Source organism: Bifidobacterium sp. UBA744 (assembly GCA_002298605.1).
Taxonomy (GTDB): Bacteria; Actinomycetota; Actinomycetes; order Actinomycetales; family Bifidobacteriaceae; genus Bifidobacterium.
Genome location: DBKS01000003.1, coordinates 1 through 1,221, shown reverse-complemented (window position 1 = coordinate 1,221; position 1,221 = coordinate 1). Strand labels below are relative to the sequence as shown.

The window sequence follows — 1,221 nt, the reverse complement described above, 5'->3', positions numbered from 1 at the left end:
AGTAGGCGGGGCCGAAGGGATCATTGACGTCCTCCGACAGCGGGTTGCCCTGCACACCCGGCGTGCGCTCCACAGTGGCCTGAGTCTTCTCCCCCGCCTCCAACGCAGCACCGTAAGCCACGTACAAGTGGGCGTTAGGAGGCAGGATATAGTCGTCGGCCTTGCCTTCGAGAATGCGCTTGAACGCCTCGCGCAGCTCGGACATGAAGAACAACGGGCCACCGAGAAACACGATGTTGCCCTTCACCGGGCGTCCGCAGGCGAGGCCTGCGATGGTCTGGGTGGCGACCGCCTGATAGATCGAGGCGGCGAGATCCTCCTTGTCGGCGCCGTCGTTGATCAGCGGCTGCAGGTCGGACTTGGCGAACACTCCGCAGCGAGAGGCAATAGGATACAGGGTTTTGTACCGCTTGGCCAGATCGTTCAGACCCGCCGCATCCGTGTTGAGCAGCGTGGCCATCTGGTCGATGAACGCACCGGTGCCGCCGGCGCATGAGCCGTTCATGCGCTGCTCCGGAACGGGTTTCAGATAGGTGATCTTGGCGTCCTCACCGCCCAGCTCGATAATGACGTCAGCCTGCGGATACGTGACGTTGATGGCGTCGGTTTCGGCGATGACTTCCTGCACGAAGGTGCAGCCAAGCTGATTGGCCAGTTCAAGGCCGCCCGAGCCGGTGATGGCGAAGCGGATCGGGCGGTCGGCCAGACCCTTCTCGACGAGGGTGGCCTTCACATCAGTCAGCAATGTGGCGGTCGCCAGACGAACATTGGCGTGGTGACGCCGATAGTCGGAGAACAATGCGTCGTCGAGCTTGTCTGAATCGCCCAGCACCACCGTCTTAACCGTGGTGGAGCCGATATCCAGACCCACTCTGAGCGGGCTCGTCTCGTCTACCATACATAACCTCAATCACTCGGCCGCCGGGAAGCGGGCTGATTCCATGAGGAGGCATGGCCAACCCTTGAGCCCGGTTACTCACTATCAGCTAATTTAGCCTGCTCCCCGGTCGTAGCCGCGCCAATCCGCTGTGATTTTTCCGACAGAAAAGCGCGGCACGACACTATGAGCAATACTGTGGAGCGACGCGAGGCGGCCGGACGACAGCCGGATGGAACGACTAAAGCGGGACGAACTTGGGATAAACGCCGCCTATTTCCCAGATTCGCCCCTCTAACGGGGAATTAGCGGGACGAACTTGGGAAAATACCACCCGTTTCCCA

General features: G+C 60.9%; 1 protein-coding gene. It reads right to left on the bottom strand.

What is annotated here, in order from left to right; translation table 11 throughout:
* A partial coding sequence (locus tag B2994_RS00120) for a BadF/BadG/BcrA/BcrD ATPase family protein (RefSeq protein WP_291526391.1) occupies positions 1-898 on the bottom strand: 898 nt, incomplete at its 3' end.
* Positions 899-1,221 lie beyond the last annotated feature (323 nt).